Annotated in this window: 23 protein-coding genes; 19 read left to right on the top strand and 4 right to left on the bottom strand. The window is 35.5% G+C overall.

Annotated features, from left to right (window positions below):
- The first annotated feature begins 1 nt into the window (after position 1).
- Positions 2-751 (top strand): LytTR family DNA-binding domain-containing protein, encoded by a 750-nt coding sequence (locus BLT57_RS02315; protein WP_091421687.1) that lies wholly within the window; start codon positions 2-4, stop codon positions 749-751.
- A gap of 252 nt (positions 752-1003) precedes the next feature.
- Here the strand turns inward: BLT57_RS02315 and BLT57_RS14015 are convergent, their stop codons facing one another.
- Entirely contained in the window at positions 1004-1189 is a 186-nt protein-coding gene (locus tag BLT57_RS14015; protein WP_157717098.1) for a hypothetical protein, read from the bottom strand.
- Between the two features lie 26 nt (positions 1190-1215).
- Positions 1216-1806, bottom strand: a complete 591-nt coding sequence (locus tag BLT57_RS02305) for a riboflavin synthase (RefSeq protein WP_091421679.1) — start codon at positions 1804-1806, stop codon at positions 1216-1218.
- Positions 1807-1866: 60 nt separating this feature from the next.
- Here BLT57_RS02305 and pdxA point away from each other — a divergent pair, with 60 nt between their 5' ends.
- The 18 genes from pdxA (at position 1867) to BLT57_RS02215 (ending at position 16113) form a co-directional block, all read left to right on the top strand.
- A complete protein-coding gene (gene pdxA / locus BLT57_RS02300) occupies positions 1867-2913 on the top strand; it encodes a 4-hydroxythreonine-4-phosphate dehydrogenase PdxA (protein ID WP_091421676.1) in 1047 nt (348 codons plus the stop codon).
- 72 nt (positions 2914-2985) lie between these two features.
- Positions 2986-3528 (top strand): DUF177 domain-containing protein, encoded by a 543-nt coding sequence (locus BLT57_RS02295; protein WP_091426622.1) that lies wholly within the window; start codon positions 2986-2988, stop codon positions 3526-3528.
- Between the two features lie 8 nt (positions 3529-3536).
- Positions 3537-3740 carry a 50S ribosomal protein L32 gene (gene rpmF, locus BLT57_RS02290; protein ID WP_091421673.1) on the top strand — a complete coding sequence of 68 codons (204 nt, stop codon included), beginning with the start codon at positions 3537-3539 and terminating at the stop codon, positions 3738-3740.
- 180 nt (positions 3741-3920) lie between these two features.
- Positions 3921-4916: a beta-ketoacyl-ACP synthase III gene (locus BLT57_RS02285; RefSeq protein ID WP_091421672.1), complete on the top strand. Its 996-nt coding sequence runs from the start codon at positions 3921-3923 to the stop codon at positions 4914-4916.
- Between the two features lie 37 nt (positions 4917-4953).
- Positions 4954-5439: an acetyl-CoA carboxylase biotin carboxyl carrier protein gene (gene accB, locus BLT57_RS02280; RefSeq protein WP_091421669.1), complete on the top strand. Its 486-nt coding sequence runs from the start codon at positions 4954-4956 to the stop codon at positions 5437-5439.
- A gap of 83 nt (positions 5440-5522) precedes the next feature.
- Positions 5523-6872, top strand: coding sequence for an acetyl-CoA carboxylase biotin carboxylase subunit (gene accC / locus BLT57_RS02275; RefSeq protein WP_091421666.1), 1350 nt, complete (start codon positions 5523-5525; stop codon positions 6870-6872).
- A gap of 164 nt (positions 6873-7036) precedes the next feature.
- Positions 7037-8152 carry an FAD-binding oxidoreductase gene (locus BLT57_RS02270; protein WP_091421664.1) on the top strand — a complete coding sequence of 372 codons (1116 nt, stop codon included), beginning with the start codon at positions 7037-7039 and terminating at the stop codon, positions 8150-8152.
- Positions 8153-8154: 2 nt separating this feature from the next.
- Positions 8155-8856: a monofunctional biosynthetic peptidoglycan transglycosylase gene (mtgA, locus tag BLT57_RS02265; RefSeq protein WP_369825403.1), complete on the top strand. Its 702-nt coding sequence runs from the start codon at positions 8155-8157 to the stop codon at positions 8854-8856.
- Positions 8846-9301, top strand: coding sequence for a 3-oxoacyl-ACP synthase (locus tag BLT57_RS02260; RefSeq protein ID WP_091426620.1), 456 nt, complete (start codon positions 8846-8848; stop codon positions 9299-9301). The genes mtgA and BLT57_RS02260 overlap by 11 nt, the downstream gene beginning before the upstream one ends.
- Positions 9302-9337: 36 nt before the next feature.
- Positions 9338-9874 carry a YceI family protein gene (locus tag BLT57_RS02255; RefSeq protein WP_091421658.1) on the top strand — a complete coding sequence of 179 codons (537 nt, stop codon included), beginning with the start codon at positions 9338-9340 and terminating at the stop codon, positions 9872-9874.
- A gap of 4 nt (positions 9875-9878) precedes the next feature.
- Positions 9879-11018 carry an NAD(P)/FAD-dependent oxidoreductase gene (locus BLT57_RS02250; RefSeq protein WP_172827423.1) on the top strand — a complete coding sequence of 380 codons (1140 nt, stop codon included), beginning with the start codon at positions 9879-9881 and terminating at the stop codon, positions 11016-11018.
- Entirely contained in the window at positions 11015-11734 is a 720-nt protein-coding gene (locus BLT57_RS02245; protein ID WP_091421655.1) for a methyltransferase domain-containing protein, read from the top strand. Before BLT57_RS02250 ends, BLT57_RS02245 begins: the two co-directional genes overlap by 4 nt.
- Positions 11731-12783, top strand: coding sequence for a type III polyketide synthase (locus BLT57_RS02240; protein ID WP_091426619.1), 1053 nt, complete (start codon positions 11731-11733; stop codon positions 12781-12783). The genes BLT57_RS02245 and BLT57_RS02240 overlap by 4 nt, the downstream gene beginning before the upstream one ends.
- The gene (locus tag BLT57_RS02235; RefSeq protein ID WP_091421652.1) at positions 12777-13574 is read left to right on the top strand and encodes an SDR family oxidoreductase; all 798 of its coding nucleotides are present in this window, start codon (positions 12777-12779) and stop codon (positions 13572-13574) included. Before BLT57_RS02240 ends, BLT57_RS02235 begins: the two co-directional genes overlap by 7 nt.
- Before the next feature lie 3 nt (positions 13575-13577).
- Positions 13578-14015, top strand: a complete 438-nt coding sequence (locus BLT57_RS02230) for a 3-hydroxyacyl-ACP dehydratase FabZ family protein (protein ID WP_091421648.1) — start codon at positions 13578-13580, stop codon at positions 14013-14015.
- Positions 14012-15283: a beta-ketoacyl synthase gene (locus BLT57_RS02225; RefSeq protein WP_091421645.1), complete on the top strand. Its 1272-nt coding sequence runs from the start codon at positions 14012-14014 to the stop codon at positions 15281-15283. Before BLT57_RS02230 ends, BLT57_RS02225 begins: the two co-directional genes overlap by 4 nt.
- A gap of 3 nt (positions 15284-15286) precedes the next feature.
- The gene (locus BLT57_RS02220; protein WP_091421642.1) at positions 15287-15541 is read left to right on the top strand and encodes an acyl carrier protein; all 255 of its coding nucleotides are present in this window, start codon (positions 15287-15289) and stop codon (positions 15539-15541) included.
- Positions 15538-16113, top strand: coding sequence for a 4'-phosphopantetheinyl transferase superfamily protein (locus tag BLT57_RS02215; RefSeq protein ID WP_091421639.1), 576 nt, complete (start codon positions 15538-15540; stop codon positions 16111-16113). Before BLT57_RS02220 ends, BLT57_RS02215 begins: the two co-directional genes overlap by 4 nt.
- Here BLT57_RS02215 and BLT57_RS02210 read toward each other — a convergent pair.
- Positions 16103-17014 (bottom strand): ABC transporter ATP-binding protein, encoded by a 912-nt coding sequence (locus tag BLT57_RS02210; protein ID WP_091421636.1) that lies wholly within the window; start codon positions 17012-17014, stop codon positions 16103-16105. The two genes, BLT57_RS02215 and BLT57_RS02210, sit on opposite strands and share 11 nt — an antisense overlap.
- A 69-nt stretch (positions 17015-17083) precedes the next feature.
- Complete coding sequence (locus BLT57_RS02205) at positions 17084-19252, bottom strand: prolyl oligopeptidase family protein (protein ID WP_091426617.1); 2169 nt, start codon at positions 19250-19252, stop codon at positions 17084-17086.
- Positions 19253-19316: the final 64 nt, after the last annotated feature.

Here is a 19316-nt window from a genome sequence, read left to right as displayed (position 1 = left end):
TATGTTAACAGCCATTATTGTAGAAGATTATTTAGACGCTCTAACGCTATTAAAGCGTGATATTGAGGCTAATCATCAAGAAATTAAAGTAATAGACACTGCTCAAAGCGTTGTAGAGGCAGCAAAGGCCCTTCGGAAAACGGAACCAGATATATTGTTTTTAGATATTATGTTAGGAGATGGTACTGGATTTGATGTACTAGAAATTTTCCCAGATTTAAGATCAAAAATCATTTTTGTTACCGCAAGTGACGAATTTGCAATCAAAGCCTTTAAGTTTGCTGCTATTGATTATGTATTAAAACCCTACAGTCAAGACGATTTAGAACAAGCTATTGAAAGGGCAAAACAGCAGATGCAGCCTAATAAGGATCGAATTAATATCTTAAAAGAAACTCTTAGGGCTCCAGAAAAAAAACCAGATAAAATTTCATTACATACGCTTGATAAAATTATCATCGTGAATTTAGATGATATTATAAGATGTGAATCAGATAGCAATAACACTATGTTTTATCTTCAAGATGGTAGAAAGATTTTTGTAACTAAAACATTGAAATATTTTTCTGACATGCTCAAACCTTATGGGTTTCTTCGAATCCATCAAAGCCACTTAGTGAACATACAATGTATAAGCGCATTTATTAAAACGGATGGCGGCTATTTGATGCTTAAAAATGGTGAAAATGTTCCTGTTTCGGTTAGAAAAAAAACTGAGGTTATTGAGATTTTAGATCGAATGCATCGTTGAGATTCAGATGATTAGAAAGTTTAAAAACGATATCGTCTAACTTTGAAGCGGCGATAACGTAAGACGCATAATAACAATAATTTATAGCCAAAAAAAATATAGATTTTGTTTTGATTGTCATAAAAAGCTATATATTTGGTTTTAATATAAATTTAACGTTATCGTTTGAAAACACGTCATTCATCGATATTTTATGCGTTTTATGGATATTTTTTGCTATTAAATTTTGTTGAGACCTATATTTTTTTACTTTTACGCTATAATGAGAATACAAAACAAGAAATTTTTAGCCTCAATCTTATTTGTATTAATAAGTTTTGTATGCATAGCACAAGGTGCCACACCACCTCCTCCTATGCCACCACCACCTCCGGGCTTGCCTATTGATGGGTTCGTTACAGTGGCTGTAATTTTGGGCGTTTTCTTTGGAGTACGCAAAACAATAAAGAATTTACGAGAATAAGTTATTGTCTTACTTCGTACAGTTTTTGAATATATTTCCCTAGAACATCAAATTCGAGATTAATTTTAGAGCCTTTTTTAAGATATTTAAAGTTCGTGTGCTCATAGGTATATGGAATAATAGCCACACTAAATCTACTTTTTTCTGAATTGACAACAGTTAAACTAACGCCATTAACAGTGGCAGATCCTTTTTCAATAGTCACATTTCCTAGGCTATCATCGTAACTGAAGGTATAAAACCAACTACCATTTTCTTCTTTAATTAGCTCACAGGTACCAACCTGATCCACATGTCCTTGGACAATATGTCCGTCAAGGCGATCGCCAAGTTTCATAGCGCGCTCTAAATTTACAGCATCACCAATTTGTAATTCGCCTATATTGGTTTTGTCTATGGTTTCTTTAATTGCAGTAACCATATATTGGTCTTTAGAGATATCAACTACGGTCAAACAAATGCCATTATGAGCAACACTCTGGTCAATTTTGAGTTCAGAGGTTATATGACTCTGAATCGTTAAGTGTAGATTGTCTTTGTCTTTTTTAAGGTTAGTGACAACCCCTAAATCTTCAATAATTCCTGTAAACATAGTGTCGAATAATTGGTTAAATTTGCAAATACAAAATTACGCACAATAGAAAACATCTTAATGGAAAAAGACAAAAAAATAAAATTAGGCATTTCAATTGGAGACTTGAATGGCATTGGATCTGAAATCATTATCAAAACTTTCGAGGATAATCGCATGCTCGACTTTTGTACTCCGGTGATTTTTGCTTCTATTAAAACTATGTCATTTTTCAAAAAACATTTTGATAGTAGTATTAATTTTCATGGTATTAACCATTTGGATCAAATTATTCACGGTAAAATAAATGTGCTTAACGTTTGGAAAGAAAATGTGACGATTAATTTTGGAGAAGAAGATATTAAGATTGGAAAATATTCAATTAAATCGTTGGAAGCAGCAACAGATGCCCTGATAAATGGCGCCATAGATGTTTTGGTAACAGCACCGATTCATAAACACAATATTCAGTCTGACACTTTTAAGTTTCCTGGCCATACCAACTATTTAGCTGAAAAGTTAGGAGGAAATAGCCTCATGTTTATGGTAACAGACACTTTGAAAGTTGGATTACTAACAGACCATGTTCCGGTAAAAGACGTTTCTAGCTATATTACACCAGCATTAATAACGGAAAAAATAGAAACGGTTTATAATTCGTTGAAACAAGATTTTAGAATTGGTAAACCGAGAATTGCTGTTTTAGGTATAAATCCGCATGCTGGGGATAATGGTGTAATTGGAGAAGAAGATGATGATGTCTTACGCCCAACAATTCAAAGAATTAAAGACGGTGGGAAAATGGTTTACGGACCTTACTCTGCAGATAGCTTTTTTGGGTCGGGGAATTATAAAAATTTTGATGCTATTATTGCCTCGTATCACGATCAAGGATTAATCCCTTTTAAAACAATTGCCTTTGGCCATGGCGTTAATTATACCGCTGGGCTTAACAAAGTAAGAACGTCTCCAGATCATGGGACCGCTTTTGAAATTGCAGGAAAAGGCGAGGCAGATAATGGATCATTTAAAGCGGCTGTCTTTACAGCAATTGAGGTTTTTAAAAATAGAATGGAGTACAATGAATATTCGAAAAACCCATTAAAAAAGGCCCCCAAAAAGATATAAACATTTTTTGTTTATAACCGTAGTTTAATTAATTAAAATTTATATATTTGCAGGCTCAAAATGAATGCGATGATGAAGCCCTTAAAGGAATATACGATACCGTTTGTTGGTCTCAAGGCAGAAAAGCATCATTTTGATTATCAAATTGATAAAAAGTTCTTTGAATATTTTGAGTATGAAGATTTTAATGATGTAAATGTTAAAGCAAGCTTGCTTCTTGAAAAGAAAACAACCTTGTTAGAGCTACATTTTAAAATCAATGGACAGGTAAACGTCAATTGTGACATCACGAACGAACCTTATAACCAAAAAGTTAAAGGCGAATTTAACTTAGTGGTAAAATTTGGTGATGCTTATAATGATGAGTTTGAAGATATTTTAATCATTCCTCATGGTGAATACGAAATCAACGTGGCACAATATATTTATGAATTAATTATATTGTCAATGCCTGCAAAACGCATTCATCCAGGGGTTGAAGACGGCACATTAGATTCAGACATACTCAGAAAGCTAGAAGAATTAAGTCCAAAAGACTTAGAAGAAAAAGAACAAACATCAGAGGACATTGATCCTCGTTGGAATACATTAAAAAAACTATTAACGGATAAATAACATATAAAATGGCACATCCTAAAAGAAAAATATCTAGAACCAGAAGAGATAAGAGAAGAACGCATTATAAGGCAGCAGTTCCAACTATCGCTACGTGTCCTACTACAGGAGAACCACACTTATACCACAGAGCGCACTGGCACGAAGGTAAATTGTATTACAGAGGTCAAGTATTAATCGACAATTCTGTAACTGAAGAAAATGTAGCATAAGTATTATGCACGCATATAATAAAACGCTCATCACTGGGCGTTTTTTTTATGTTTAATTTCTCTAAGTCTTAAAAACAACTTAATTTGCGATATATTCGTTCAAAAATTAGTAGTTTCAGTAAAATTTTACCTTTTTTTGACGATTTTTGTCTTTTTTTGACGATTTTTTAAAAATATTGTATGAGTAAAATCACAGCTGCAATCACGGGAGTGGGAGCTTATTTACCTGAATATAAATTGACCAACCAAATTTTGGAGACCATGGTCGATACTAATGACGAATGGATTACCACTAGAACTGGTATTAAAGAACGTCGAATCCTCAAAGAAGTAGGTAAAGGGACGTCTTTTTTAGCTATAAAAGCGGCACAAGACCTTATTAATAAAAAAGGAATTGACCCCAAAGATATAGAACTAGTAATTGTTGCAACTGCAACACCAGATATGAAAGCTGCCTCAACCGCGGCTTTTACTGCAACTAGTATAGGGGCTACTAACGCGTTTTCATTTGATTTAGAAGCGGCATGTTCTAGCTTTCTCTTTGGGATGTCTGTTGCGTCAAGCTATATAGAATCGGGAAAATACAAAAACGTATTACTTATTGGAGCCGATAAAAACTCTTCTTTTATCAACTATAAAGACCGAGCGACATGCATTATTTTTGGTGATGGAGCCGGAGCTGTTTTGTTCGAGCCTAATACCGAAGGACTGGGGTTACAAGATGAGTTACTAAGAAGTAATGGTGAAGGAAGAGAGTTTCTTCAAGCAACATATGGTGGATCTTCATATCCAATAACTTCAGAAACATTTAACGAAGGGAAACACTACGTTTTTCAAGAAGGAAAAACAGTATTTAAAAATGCCGTTTTTAATATGGCAGATGTAACCGAACGTATATTAAAACGCAATAACTTAACCAATGATGATATCTCGTGGTTGGCAGCACATCAAGCCAATAAGCGAATTATAGAAGCCACTGCTAATAGAGTGTCTTTGCCATCAGAAAAGGTAATGATGAATATCCATAAATATGGAAATACAACTTCAGCGACTTTACCTCTATTATTACACGATTACGAATCGCAACTAAAAAAAGGTGATAAAATAATATTCGCAGCCTTTGGAGGCGGATTTACTTGGGGCTCAATTTATTTAACTTGGGCTTATAATTCCTAACCGACTTTTAACTAACAAATTAAAACGACTAATAATTATGGATATTAAGGAAATTCAAAACTTAATCAAATTTGTGGCCAAATCAGGAGCAAGTGAGGTTAAATTAGAAATGGATGATATTAAAATCACCATTAAAACTGGTTCAGAAGACAAAGGGGAATCAACCACTTATGTTCAACAAATACCAATGAATGCTCCAGTAGCACAGGCAATGCCTACAGCCCCTTCTTCAGCGGCAGCAGCTCCCGCAGCAGAGACATCAGAAGCATCTGAAGACTCAAAATATATTACAATCAAATCACCAATAATTGGAACATTTTACCGTAAACCATCTCCAGATAAACCCGTTTTTGTTGAGGTTGGTTCTTCAATAGGAGAAGGTGATGTATTATGTGTTATTGAAGCTATGAAGTTATTCAATGAAATAGAATCTGAAGTGTCAGGAAAAATCGTTAAGATTTTGGTTGATGATTCATCTCCAGTAGAATTTGATCAACCATTGTTCTTGGTAGATCCGTCATAACAATTGAAAATTCCAATCCACAAATTTCAAATTTATATCATTGGAATTTGATGCTTGGAAAATGAATTTTTAAAAAAGAAGTTATGTTTAAAAAAATATTGATTGCCAATAGAGGTGAAATAGCACTTCGTGTTATAAGAACTTGTAAAGAGATGGGTATCAAAACGGTTGCTATATATTCAACAGCAGATGCCGAAAGCTTGCACGTTAAGTTTGCAGATGAAGCCGTTTGTATTGGCCCACCATCAAGTAGTGAATCATATCTTAAAATATCATCTGTAATAGCTGCAGCAGAAATTACAAATGCTGATGCAATTCATCCCGGTTATGGGTTTTTATCAGAAAACGCTAAGTTTTCTAAAATCTGTGAAGAGCATAATATTAAATTTATTGGAGCTTCAGAAGAGATGATTTCTAAAATGGGAGATAAAGCGACTGCTAAAGCAACTATGAAAGCGGCTGGCGTTCCATGTGTTCCAGGTAGTGATGGTATTATAGCAGATTTTAAAGAGTGTGAAAAACTAGCAAAAGAAACAGGATATCCAGTTATGCTTAAAGCAACTGCAGGAGGTGGAGGAAAAGGAATGCGTGCGGTTTGGAAACCTGAAGATTTAAAAGATGCTTGGGATTCTGCCAGACAAGAATCTAAAGCAGCCTTTGGAAATGATGGTATGTACATGGAAAAACTCATTGAAGAACCGCGTCATATTGAAATTCAAATTGTAGGTGATTCTACAGGTAGAGCCTGTCATTTATCTGAACGCGATTGCTCTATACAGCGTCGTCATCAAAAATTAACCGAAGAAGTTCCTTCGCCATTTATGACGAAAGCGTTACGTGATAAAATGGGTAAAGCTGCTGTCAAAGCTGCCGAGTTTATTAAATACGAAGGTGCTGGAACCGTAGAGTTTTTAGTAGATAAACATCGTAATTTCTACTTTATGGAAATGAATACACGTATCCAAGTAGAGCACCCAATAACAGAACAAGTTATTGATTTTGATTTAATTCGCGAACAGATTTTAGTGGCTGCAGGCGTGCCAATTTCAGGAAAAAATTATTTACCACAACTACATTCTATAGAGTGTCGTATCAATGCCGAAGATCCATTTAACGAATTTAGACCATCACCAGGACGGATTACAACATTGCATGCACCAGGAGGCCATGGTGTGAGACTAGATACACACGTGTATGCAGGTTACGTGATTCCGCCAAATTATGATTCTATGATTGCAAAGTTGATTACCACTGCACAAACACGTGAAGAAGCGATTAACAAAATGAAACGTGCATTAGATGAATTCGTTATTGAAGGGATCAAAACAACTATTCCATTCCATAGACAACTAATGGAGCATCCAGATTATTTAGCTGGGAACTACACCACTAAGTTCATGGAGGATTTCGAAATACAACCAGAAGAAGATTAATTATAAAAACTCCGAAAACACATCATTCGGAGTTTTTTTATGCTGTTCCCCTTTTTTGCTCAAGCGGCAAAGGGTCAGGCTCTCGCTACTCGCTTCCCGATAACTATCGGGAGAGCTCAAACAAATCGCTCCATCCTTAACAGAAAAACTAGTAAATTAGTACCATGAATTTTAGTTATTGGGAAATAAAATCTTGGCTTACTAATGTTGACTATACCATTGTAGGAAGTGGAATTGTAGGTTTAAATTGTGCATTACAGTTAAAAAAGCGCTTTCCTAAAGCAAACATTCTTGTTCTAGAACGTGGGATGCTACCACAAGGAGCCAGTACTAAAAACGCTGGATTTGCATGTTTTGGCAGCCTCAGTGAAATTATTGACGACCTCAATTCACACTCAGAATCAGTAGTCTTTCAGCTGGTAAAAAAACGTATTGATGGCTTACGGTTGCTCCGCGAAACTTTAGGAGATCAAAATATAGATTATTTACAGCTAGGTGGCTACGAATTGTTTTCAGAAGCCAATGATTTATATGAACATTGTCAAGCCGAAAAACAACGCGTCAATCGCCTGTTAAAACCACTTTTTAATCAAGAGGTATTCAGTTTTAAGGAAAATAGGTTTGGGTTTAAAAACTGTAAAGATACTTTGAGTTTTAATCAATTTGAAGGCCAAATAGACACCGGAAAAATGATGGTGTCGTTGACACATTTGGTATTGAATGCAGGAATAAAAATATTAAATAGTATTAACGTTGAGCATTTTTCAGAAGATTCAAATTCCGTTAAGATAAAAACCAATCAATTTGAATTTTCAACCTCTAAATTATTAATAGCAACTAATGGATTTGCTTCGGCCTTAGATATTTCCGAAGTAAAACCAGCAAGAGCACAAGTACTTATCACAAAGCCAATTCAAAACCTAGAAATCAAAGGGACGTTTCACCTAGATCAAGGCTATTATTACTTTCGAAATATTGATAATCGCATCCTCCTTGGCGGTGGAAGAAATCTCGATTTTAAAGGAGAAGAAACAACAGAATTGATTCAAACTCAATTAATCCAAGATAAGTTAGAAGACCTACTAAAAACCACCATTCTACCAAATACATCTTTTGAAATTGATCAGCGATGGAGTGGTATAATGGGAGTAGGTCAACAGAAAAACCCTATTGTAAAACACTTAAGTAATCACGTCTATTGTGGGGTTCGTTTGGGTGGCATGGGAGTTGCTATTGGTAGTTTAGTGGGTAAAGATTTAGCCAATTTAGTCATACAATGAAAATTATTCGAGGCATACTTAAATTGCTGTTCAAAACACTATTTTGGGTTTTTATAGCGTCAATACTCCTCGTAGTAGTTTTTAAATGGGCTCCGGTGCCTATAACGCCTTTAATGGTGATTCGAAATATAGAACAATCAGATGACAATAAAAAAGAATGGGAACACAATTGGGTTTCTATTGATCAAATCCCAACAGATATGCAGTTAGCAGTGATTTGTAGCGAAGATCAGACTTTCTTAAAACATCACGGTTTTGATATTAAAGCTATAGAAAAAGCTTACGAAAATAATAAAAAAGGAAAGTCTATAAAAGGCGCTAGTACAATTAGCCAACAAACTGCTAAAAATGTTTTTTTATGGCCAGGCCGCAGTTGGCTGCGTAAAGGTCTAGAGACTTATTTTACATTTCTTATAGAACTTATTTGGAGCAAAGAACGAATCATGGAAGTCTATCTCAATAGTATTGAAATGGGTCCAGGAATCTATGGTGTAGAAGCGGCTGCACGATACTGGTTTAAAAAACCGGCAAGTCACTTGTCAAGATATGAAGCCGTTGCAATTGCGGCTATTTTGCCAAATCCTTTGAGATATAAAGCAAACCCTACTACAACTTATATTGAGGGTCGAAAAGGATGGATTGTAAAACAAATGAATTATTTTGGAACGTTAACATATCCTAAACGTGATGATAATGAGCAATAATCTAAAACCATTATTATTTGAGGCGTGCCAATTTTTTTTAGATGATCGGCTAATCGCTGTTCAAAAGATGATTACTGAACTACAGGCTGCCTTACAATCGGAAACGAAGAGTTCAGCTGGGGATAAACATGAAACAGGTCGCGCCATGATTCAGCTAGAACGGGAAAAAGCAGGCCAACAATTAGCAGAAATCCAGAAAACAAATCAGTCGTTGCGTAAAATTGATATCCATACAACTTCAACAAATATTGTAATGGGAAGTGTAGTGATCACAACTAAAGTCAATTATTTTATAGCAATAAGCGCTGGAGAATTAGAAATAGATAGTGCCAGTTATTTTGCCATTTCAGCCCAAACACCAATTGCCCAATTACTTTTAGGTAAGACGGTAGGTGATAAGATTCAATTTAGAGATCAATCTTTTCAAATACTCAAGGTCATCTAGTTTTAATCTTAATCAATTTCAGCGTATCTTTAATACATGAAAAAGACACACTCGATTATAATGCTAATTGTGAGTTTAGCAGTCTCGTTGACCTCCTTGGCACAGACTAAAACCACCGAAATTACTGTAGATTTCAAAATAAGAAACCTCGGTATTAATGTGGATGGCTATTTCAAAAAAGCTTCAATTACAACTAATTTCACCAGCGACGATAGTTCGAATTGGTTACTATACGGGACCGTTGATACAGGCTCGATTGATACAGATAATAAGAAACGCGACGCGCATTTATTAAAAGATGATTTTTTTGATGTGGAAAACTACCCTGAAATAACTTTAAAAGTAACGTCATTTCAAAAAGTTTCTGAAACCACCTATGACGCTTTAGTTAACCTTACCATCAAAGGGATTACTAAAGCAATGAAGATTCCTATTGAGATTATTGGCGATATTAATAGTTTTAAATTACGCAGCAATTTCGAAATAAATAGACGAGATTTTGATGTTGGAGGCGGGAGTCTCATCTTGTCAAATACAGTAAAGATTAGGGTTAATTATCTATTTAAAAATTAGAGCCTTGAGTCAGCAAACATTACAACCTGATGTGATTATTGTTGGTGGTGGATTAGCTGGTTTATCTAGTGCTATTCATTTATCAATGGAAAACTTGAGTGTTTTAGTCATCGAAAAACACAGCTATCCAAGGCACAAGGTTTGTGGAGAATACATCTCTAATGAAGTCTTACCATATTTAAATTTTCTTGAAATCGATGTGTTTGATCTCGGCGCTAAAAAAATTGATAAATTTCAACTATCTACAACGAATAATAAGTTAGTGTCTGCAACCTTACCCCTTGGTGGCTTTGGGATTAGTCGGTTTTGTATTGATCATGCATTAGTTAAGAAAGCGACAGATTGCGGTGCGGTTTTAATTCAGGATTTGGTAGAAGACATTCAATTTGATAACGATTTATTTACCGTAATTACAAAAGATCGCAGGCGCTATACATCTAAAATTGTTATTGGCGCTTTTGGTAAACGTTCAAATTTGGATGTTAAACTGAATAGACAGTTTATAAAGAATAAATCGCCATATTTAGCTGTGAAAACTCATGTTAAAGGAGAATTTCCAGATGATTTGGTGGCTCTTCATAATTTTGAAGGAGGCTATTGCGGCGTATCAAAAGTAGAAGACGATAGAATTAATTTATGTTATATCACAGCATTCAAATCATTTAAAAAGTATAAAGATATTGATGACTTTCAACAGAATGTTATATTTAAAAATCAATACCTCAAATCCATTTTTGACACGACAACACCGCTTTTCGAGGAGCCGCTTACTATAAGTCAAATTTCATTTGAAGATAAAAAACCTGTTGAAAACCATATACTCATGTGTGGAGATACTGCCGCATTGATTCATCCCTTATGTGGTAACGGAATGGGTATGGCGCTAAAAAGCGCGCAAATGGCGTCCTTATTAATTTTAAAGTGGTTTAATGGTGAAATTATGAGTCGTGAAGCACTAGAAAAAGAGTATCTTAGAGAATGGAATACGACGTTTAAATCCCGATTATCTACAGGTCGCTTAGTAGCGAATATATTTAATCAACCTAAGCTTTCAGAAGCTTTAATGCAAGTATTAAAATGGACCCCATGGGTGTTACCCTATATTATAAAGCGCACACATGGTAAAGTAATGCAGGTAGAATGAGTTTATTAGTTAGCACAAAATATAGGAGCGAAAAAGAGGAGATTATGGACGATTTGAATTATAGTGGTCCAATTCTACATGATGCTTTAGATAAACTAGCTAAAATTAACCAGTGGTTAGGTGGAAATAAAGTGACCATTAAAGGGCTTCAAAAAGTCTTATTACATCACGATAAATCTCAACCTATAACCATAGTAGATTTGGGCTGCGGTGGAGGTGACATTCTAAGAGAGGTGTCACTCTACGGGAAACGAAATGGATTCCAATTTCAATTAGTAGGTATTGATGCAAATCAACATACTATAGATTACGCCATCGCATCATCAGCTGATTATGAAGACATTACATTTAGAACTATTGATATTTTTTCTCAAGAGTTTAAAAAACTAGATTATGATGTCGTCTTAACGACTTTGTTTTTACATCATTTTAAAGAAGTTGAATTGGTGTCTTTTTTGAAGCCAGTATTAAAAAAAGCACGATATGGCATCGTTGTAAATGATTTACATCGCCACAAACTCGCCTACTATTTATTTAAGTTGTTGTCACTAACTATTAGAAACAGAACGATTGTTGAGGATGGTTTGACATCAGTATTGAGAGGATTTAAAAGACAAGAATTAATGGCGATTTCAAAAGAATTAAAGACCAATTATCAGATTAGATGGAAATGGGCATTCCGTTTCCAATGGATATTGAATCAAAAAAATATATGAGTGTAAAAATAACAAGTGTAGCAAAGCAACTCCCGAAACATACTAGAGAAACAAAAGATATTATGCCTTATCTAAATCTGTGGTTAGCTGATCAGGACCAAAGATTTCAACGAAAAGTGATTAAACTTTTTGAAAATGCAGGCGTTGATAGACGTTATTCTATTATGGATGCTGAAGAGGTTTTTACCAAAACATCATTCCAGGAGAAAAACGATATCTATTCTCGAGAAGTCGTGAAATTAGCAGAACAATCCTTGGTGAAAGCTTTAAATAAAGTCAACCTTGCGGCCAGCGACATTGATTATATCATAACTGTCAGTTGTACCGGAATTATGATTCCGTCAATGGATGCGTATCTCATCAATAGTTTAAAAATGAAACAAGATATTGTGCGTTTACCTGTCACAGAAATGGGTTGTGCGGCTGGAGTTTCAGGAATTATTTATGCGAAGAACTTTTTAAAAGCGAATCCTAATAAACGTGCGGCAGTAATTGCGGTTGAATCACCAACAGCAACCTTTCAACTTGATGATTATTCTATGGTGAATATTGTAAGTGCTGCTATTTTTGGAGATGGTGCAGCAAGTGTGATTTTATCCTCTTATGAAGACGAAGTAGGCCCTAAAATTTTAGATGAGGCCATGTATCATTTCTATGATGCTGAAACCATGATGGGCTTTAAATTGGTGAATACAGGTTTACAAATGATTTTAGATAAGGCCGTTCCAGAAACCATATCGGCACATTTCCCTAAAATAGTCCACCCATTTTTAGAACGAAATGGGATGACAATTGAAGCTATTGATCATTTAATTTTTCATCCTGGAGGTAAGAAAATCGTTCAAACCGTTGAAGACTTATTTGGATCTCTTGGCAAGAATATTGATGACACAAAAGAAGTTCTTAAATTATATGGCAATATGAGTAGCGCAACAGTGTTATATGTGTTAGAGCGGTTTATGGATAAGCAATTAAAAAAAGGAGAAAAAGGACTAATGCTAAGTTTTGGACCTGGATTTTCAGCACAACGTATATTATTAGAATGGTAAATGAATTTCAAAATAAGGGCTATTGGGCACTCGTATTGGGAGGTTCTAGTGGATTAGGTTTAGCCACTGCTAAAAAATTGGCACTACACGGCATGAATATCTGTATTATACACCGAAATTCTAGATCGCAAGAAGCGCAAATTAACGAAGAATTTAAAATTATTAAGACGACAGGTGTGCAGTTTAAAGCCTATAATGTAGATGCGTTTAAAGCTGAAAAACGTGAACAGATTATTTCAGAATTGAAAATCACCTTGAATGAAGGAGCTGGAATTAGAACCTTAGTGCATAGTGTCGCTAAAGGCAATCTAAAGCCCATGTTAGATGATGAAAACCCAACATTGAAAACCGATGATTTTAGTTTGACAATACATGCGATGGCGATTAGCTTATATGATTGGGCTAAAGCAATTTTTCAAGCTAAATTATTTACTGAAGATGCCAGGATTATAAGCTTTACAAGCGAAGGAAACACTAAAGCATGGAAGAATTATGCAGCTGTATCAGCCGCTAAAGCAACCTTAGAAGCCATCACTAGAAATATTGCTCTAGAGTTTGCTCCTTATGGAATAAAAGCCAATTGTATCCAAGCCGGAGTAACAGATACAGCTTCTTTGCGTATGATTCCAGGTAGCGATAAAATGATAGAACATACGTTAAAACGAAATCCGAATAAACGATTAACACTACCTGAAGATGTGGCCAACGTGGTTTACTTGTTAAGTAAAGATGAAGCGGGTTGGATCAATGGTTGTGTAATTCCTGTAGACGGAGGCGAACATATAAGTTAACAAATGACATCAAACCAAATAAAAACCCTATTGCCATATCAGCCGCCATTTCTGTTTGTTGATGATTTAACTAAGATTTCTGCTGAAAACGTAACAGGGAACTATACATTTAAACCAGATGAGTATTTTTATCATGGCCATTTCAAAGACAATGCAGTTACTCCTGGTGTAATACTCACAGAATGTATGGCACAAATTGGATTGGTGTGTTTAGGGATTTATATGCTGAAAGATCAAATTACAAATGACAATGCACTACAAATTGCTTTAACTTCTAGCCATGTAGATTTCTTTTTACCAGTTTATCCAGGTGAGAAAGTCACGGTTGTTTCAGAAAAAGAGGTCTTCAGATTTAATAAGTTAAAATGTAAGGTCAAATTATTTAACGATAAAGAAGAATTGGTCTGTCGTGGACATATTTCAGGAATGATAAAAGCATGAAAAATAGAGTTGTTATAACAGGTTTAGGTGTTGTTGCTCCAAATGGTGTTGGAGTTGAAGCTTTTTCAAAAGCGATTAAAGCTGGAAATTCGGGAATCACATTTCACCAAAAATTAGCCGATTTAAATTTTTCGTGTTGCATAGGAGGAATCCCTCAAATTTCTGAAGAAAAAAAACTGGAGTATCTGACCCCTTTGCAATTAAGAGGCTTCGATAGTTCGGGAATTCTGTATGGTTGTATGGCGGGAATAGATGCATGGAAAGATGCGGGATTTTCAATTGGTCCAGAGACGTCATTAGATTTTGATAGCGGAACCGTATTTGGAACAGGAACATCTGGTGTAGAGAAATTTAGAGAAGCTATTTATAAGCTGGATGATAAACAAGTCAAACGCTTAGGAAGTACTGTAGTCGTTCAAACTATGGCGAGCGGCATTAGCGCATTTCTAGGCGGAATTTTAGGACTGGGTAATCAAGTGACAACTAATTCCTCAGCATGCACCACAGGTACCGAAGCCATTTTAATGGGTTACGAACGCATCAAAAATGGTCAGGCAAAACGCATGCTCGTTGGAAGTTGTAGTGACGATGGACCTTATATCTGGGGCGGATTTGATGCCATGCGAGTGATGACTTATAAACATAATGATTCACCAAAACAGGGATCGAGACCAATGAGCGCAAGTGCCTCTGGTTTTGTTCCAGGCGCTGGTGCAGGTGCTTTAGTTTTGGAATCTTTGGAAAGTGCATTAGAACGAAATGCGACAATTTATGCTGAGGTTTTGGGCGGAAACATCAACTCAGGTGGCCAACGAGATGGTGGAACCATGACGGCTCCAAACCCCGAAGCTGTTCAACGTTGTATTAAAGATGCGATTGTAAATGCTAATATTTTGGCATCAGACATTGATACTATTAACGGACATCTAACAGCCACTTCAAAAGACAGTTTAGAAATTGAAAATTGGACCACAGCACTTAATAGAAAAGGTGCAGACTTCCCATATATTAATTCGTTAAAATCTATGGTTGGTCATTGCTTAGCGGCAGCTGGAAGTATTGAAAGTGTGGCAACTGTACTTCAGTTAAAGGATCAATTTATAGTTCCAAATATCAATTGTGAAGATATTCATTCGGAGATATCAACCTTAATTTCCGAAGATAAAATCGTGAGACAGTTTTTAAATTCTGAAATAAACATTGCCGCAAAAGCCAGTTTTGGTTTTGGCGATGTCAATGCATGTATTATCTTTAAGAGATATAAATAAACTATGACCAAAGACGAACTTATTGCCAAACTTAAAACGATTGTTCAACCTTATATTCAAGATGAGGAGGCGTTTCAAAACCTATCTGAAGACACCGACTTCATCAATGATTTAAAAATTAATTCAGCAAATCTTGTTGATGTGATTTTAGATGTAGAAGATGAGTTTGATGTTAGAATTGAAAATGATGATATGGAAAAAATGACTTCGGTTAAGGCGGCAATGGAAATCGTGAATGAGAAATTAGCTGAAAAATGATAGGTAATGATATTGTCGATTTACAGCACATGTCGAACACATGCGATTGGCGTCGACCTCGTTTTTTTGATAAAGTGTTTACACAAAAAGAACAAGCATTAATTCTTACTTCGGAAAATCAGCACCAAATGGTATGGTTGCTATGGAGTATGAAAGAAGCAGCTTATAAAGTTCATGTTCAGCAGTTTGGTGAGGTTTTTTTTAATCCGAAACGCTTGGTGTGTAATCTCATTTCCGAAGAAAAAGGCGATGTAAGAATTGACAGTAATCACTATGATGCGCGTTCAACGATTACTGAAGATTATGTTTATACGATTGCACAGCCAGAATCATGTAAAACCTTATACAGTTCGATTTTTAAATCTGAAATCTCTTCCTATACCTCACAAAGTTCCCAGTTGAAACAGAAATTGTTAAGAACAATCTCTCAGAGCGAACAACTGGATTATCAGGCATTAAATATCCGAAAAACCAAATTTGGAGTGCCACAAGTGTTTAACAATTTTCAAAAATTACCTCTTCAATTTTCACTGACACATTGCGGACGATATTCTGGGTACGTTATGTGTTAAGCTTTAAAAAAACAGCGGTACTATTGGCAAGTTCAGCATCACTTTCAAAGAAGATAGTTTCATCGTTTAAAGTTGCTTCAATTAAATACGTGGCGCCATTAAAATAGCTTTTGACCACCTTTACTTTTAATTGAGAGTGTTCTACCAATTTGAGTTGATGTGCATAAACGATAATACCATCAATCACATTGAATTGGCCAAAAAAAGAAGCGATTAACGGTGTTTTTGGATGACTAAATAAGTGTTGTGGAGTATCATATGCTTCAATTTTCTGATTATTCAATACTATCATATGATCAGCAAATCCTAGCACATCATCCTTATCATGAGTAGCCACAATACAGGTGATATTTTTAGTTTTTAGATATTTAAAGACACTTCTTCGGAGCGACTGTTTTTTAAAATTATCTATATGGCTGAAGGGCTCGTCGAGTAAGATGATTTCGGGTTGTTTCGCTAAGGCTCTGGCAAGTGCGACACGTTGTTTTTGTCCGCCAGACAAGTTCTTCACCTTGGTTTTTGCAAATGCTTTAAGCTCGACGACTTCCAGTAACTCGGCTGTGCGTTGTTGTTTTTCTTCAGGAAAGAAATTAGACAAAAATTTACCTACGTTTTCTTCTACTGAAATGTAGGGCATTAGATCAAATTCTTGAGCGACATACTTCATAAAGTCATAACCAACAACTAGATTATATTTCGGACCTAGAATTTCTGTGTTGTTCCATAGAATGCTCCCTGAATTTAGATCATATTCCCCATATAACACCTTGAGCAAGGTACTCTTTCCAGATCCGCTTTCGCCAATTATCGCTATGTTTTCTCCTCGTTGAACGCGAAAGGAAACGTCATTTAAAACAGCTGTTTTATTATATGAGAAATTAAGGTTTTTTACATTGAGCATAGCGTTGCAAAAATACTCTAAAAAAAGTCGCTCTAGTTTGAGCGACTTTTTAATATACATAGACAGTAATTATCCTTTTATTTTTTCTTTGGTTTTGCTTGGTAATACGTCAAAACCCATGTTGTAAAGTGTAAACCCAAAAATATCTGCATATTGCTCTATGGTTTTACTAACGGGTGTTCCGGCGCCATGACCAGCATCAGTCTCTATGCGAATTAATGTTGGATTATTACCCGTTTGTTTGTCCTGTAATTCGGCTGCAAATTTAAAACTATGAGCAGGTACTACGCGATCGTCATGATCACCAGTGGTTACCAAAGTCGCAGGGTATTCAATACCTTCTTTGACATTGTGAACTGGAGAATACCCTTTAAGATATTCAAACATTTCTTTATTATCTTCTGATGTACCGTAGTCGTAAGCCCAACCAGCACCAGCTGTAAATGTGTGATAACGCAGCATGTCTAATACGCCAACAGCAGGCAGTGCCACTTTCATTAAATCTGGACGCTGAGTCATTGCTGCACCAACCAATAATCCTCCATTAGAACCGCCTCTAATAGCTAAGAAATCACTGGATGTGTAATTATTTTCGATAAGGTATTCACCAGCAGCAATAAAGTCATCAAACACATTTTGTTTTTTCATTTGTGTGCCAGCATCATGCCATGCCTTACCATATTCACCGCCACCGCGAAGGTTAGGTACTGCGTAAATACCGCCCTGCTCCATCCATACCGCATTGGCGATACTAAATGAAGGCGTTAAACTAATATTGAACCCACCATAACCATAAAGAATAGTTGGATTCTTTCCGTTAAGTTTTAAGCCTTTTTTATGTGTGATGATCATTGGGATCTTTGTCCCGTCTTTAGAATTATAAAACACTTGTTTACTTTCGTAATCCTCTGGATTGAAATCAATGGTTGGTTTATTAAATAATTCTGAAGTCCCATTTTTGATATCATATTTGTAAATACTTCCTGGAGTGACGTAGTTTGTAAATGAGTAATATAGGTCTGTGTCTTCTTTTTTAGCACCAAAACCTCCTACACTACCAATACCTGGAAGTTCTACTTCTCTTACAAGATTTCCGTTATAGTCATATTGCATTACTTTAGAAACAGCATCGACCATATATTCAGTAAAGAAATAACCTCCACCCGCTGACGGACTTAATACATTCTTAGTTTCAGGAATAAAATCAACCCATTTATCAGGTGTTGGATTTGAGGCATCAACGGTCACAATTTTCTTGTTAGGGGCATTAAGATTGGTCACTAAAAACAGTTTACTACCATCGTTTTCAATAACGTATGTATCGCTCTCGGTGTCATCTAAAATGGTTACTAATGGGCTATTTGGTTTCGTTAAGTCTTTCATGAACAATTTGTTTCCAGAGGTCGATACGCTTGCAGAGATTAATAAATAGTTATCATCTTCTGTTACACTCGCTCCAATATACCTATGTTTTTCTGAAGGTATTCCTCCGAAAATTAATTGATCATCTTTTTGAGATGTTCCAAGTTTGTGATAATAAACCTTGTGTTGATCGGTTTTTGCCGATAGTTCACTTCCTTCAGGTTTGTCATAGCTTGAGTAATAAAAACCTTCATTTTTATACCAAGACATTCCACTAAATTTAATGTCAACTATGGTATCTTCTACAATTTTTAAGTTTTCGGTATCCATAACTAAAATTTTCCTCCAATCACTTCCGCCTTCAGAAATGGCATAGGCTAAAATTTTACCGTTTTTAGAGAAACTAGCGCCTCCTAGTGAGATTGTTCCATCTTCTTTAAACGTGTTAGGATCAAGAAACACTTGAGCTGTACTTGGGTTTTCACCAGTTTTATAACGATAGATTACATATTGATTTTGCAGTCCATTATTTTTATAGAAATACGTGTAATCTCCTTCTTTGAATGGTGCTCCTACTTTTTCATAATTCCATAATTTAGACAAACGCTCTTTTAATTCTTCACGATATGGGATGTTATCTAAATACCCATACGTAGCTTCATTTTGAGATTTCACCCAGGCTTCTGTATCATCACTTCTATCGTCTTCTAACCATCTGTAGGGGTCTTTAACATCTGTACCAAAATAATTGGTTACAGTATCAACTTTTTTAGTTTCGGGATAATTAACCACAATGTCAATGTTTTTTTCTTTAACCTCTTCTTTGCAAGCACTAAATACAATTATAGCAATTAGTAATAATGAAGTTTTTTTCATAATGCGCATCTCTTAATAAGTTGTGATTCAAAAATAAACAAAAAAAGCCTCTACATTTAGAAGT

The sequence above is a fragment of the Formosa sp. Hel1_31_208 genome, from assembly GCF_900104785.1.
Taxonomy (GTDB): domain Bacteria; phylum Bacteroidota; class Bacteroidia; order Flavobacteriales; family Flavobacteriaceae; genus Psychroserpens.
Note: the sequence above shows the minus strand (reverse complement) of the source record. Positions and strands in the feature narration are given on the sequence as shown.